Genomic DNA, 1,107 nt, shown 5'->3' with positions numbered 1-1,107 from the left:
CTGCGGCTGGTCGTCGTCGGCGCGCACATGAGCGGGCTCGCGCTGAACTGGCAGCTGACCGAACGCGCCGGCCGGCTGCTGCGGCGCACCCGCACCGCGCCGGCGTACCGGCTGCATTCGCTGACCGGCCACGCGCCGACGCGACCCGCACTGGTGCATGTCGGCCCCGAGGCGGGTCGCGCGATCGACGTGGAGGTGTGGGAGATCGACGCGGCGCACGGCGGCAGCTTCCTGCAGATGGTCGGCCCGCCGCTCGCGCTCGGCACGGTGGAACTGGGCGACGGCACGCAGGAGCGCGGCTTCGTCTGCGAGCCGCGCGGCGTGGCAGCAGGCGGCAGCGCGCTGGACATCACCGCATACGGCGGCTGGCGCGGCTTCCTGGCTTCACTCGGCTGAGCACGGTCCTTGCAGCACTCCCGCGCAAGGAGGTCTCCCGCCATGACCGACACCGCCCCATCCGACATCGTCGATTTCGTGCGCGCCAGCGCACAGCTGCTCGAGCTGCCGCTGGACGACGCGCAGGTCGCGCGCGTCGCGATGCACCTGGCCCGCACGCGCACTATGGTGGCGCCGCTGCGGCTGCTGCCGCTCGGCGCCGAGCTGGAGYCGGCCGAGGTCTACTGCCCGGCGCCGTTTCCCGCCGAGGATCCTGCATGACCGCGCGGCAGGTCACGCATGCGGGTGGCATGACGACCGGCATGTCGATCGTGCGCGCGGTGCGCAGCGGCGAGATGCTGGCCGAGGAGGCGCTCGAGCACAGCATCGCGCGCATCGAGGTCTGCGATGCACGCGTCAACGCGTTCACCGACGGCACCTTCGAGCGCGCGGTGCGCGAGGCCCGTGCGGTCGATGCGATGCGCGCGCGCGGCGAGGTGCTGCCGGCGCTGGCCGGGCTGCCGTATGCGGTGAAGAACCTGTTCGACATCGAGGGCCTGACCACGCGCGCCGGCAGCAAGGTGCGCCAGGGCGAGCCGCCGGCCGCGGCCGACGCGGTGCTGGTCGAGCGCATGCGCGCAGCCGGCGCGGTGCTGGTCGGCGCGCTGAACATGGACGAGTTCGCCTACGGCTTCACCACCGAGAACAGCCACTACGGCCCGAGCCGCAACC

Annotated in this window: 3 protein-coding genes; all 3 read left to right on the top strand. The window is 73.3% G+C overall.

Going from position 1 to position 1,107, the window contains the following annotated elements:
• Positions 1 to 396: allophanate hydrolase-related protein (locus AC1D15_RS33620; protein ID WP_477829474.1), on the top strand; the 396-nt coding region annotated here is incomplete at its 5' end.
• A 42-nt stretch (positions 397 to 438) separates the two neighbouring features.
• Complete coding sequence (locus AC1D15_RS33615; protein WP_477829473.1) at positions 439 to 657, top strand: DUF4089 domain-containing protein; 219 nt, start codon at positions 439 to 441, stop codon at positions 655 to 657.
• Positions 654 to 1,107: amidase family protein (locus AC1D15_RS33610; RefSeq protein WP_477829472.1), on the top strand; the 454-nt coding region annotated here is incomplete at its 3' end. The genes AC1D15_RS33615 and AC1D15_RS33610, both read left to right, overlap by 4 nt.

This window comes from Rhizobacter sp. P2_H2, from assembly GCF_056403375.1.
Note: the sequence above shows the minus strand (reverse complement) of the source record. Positions and strands in the feature narration are given on the sequence as shown.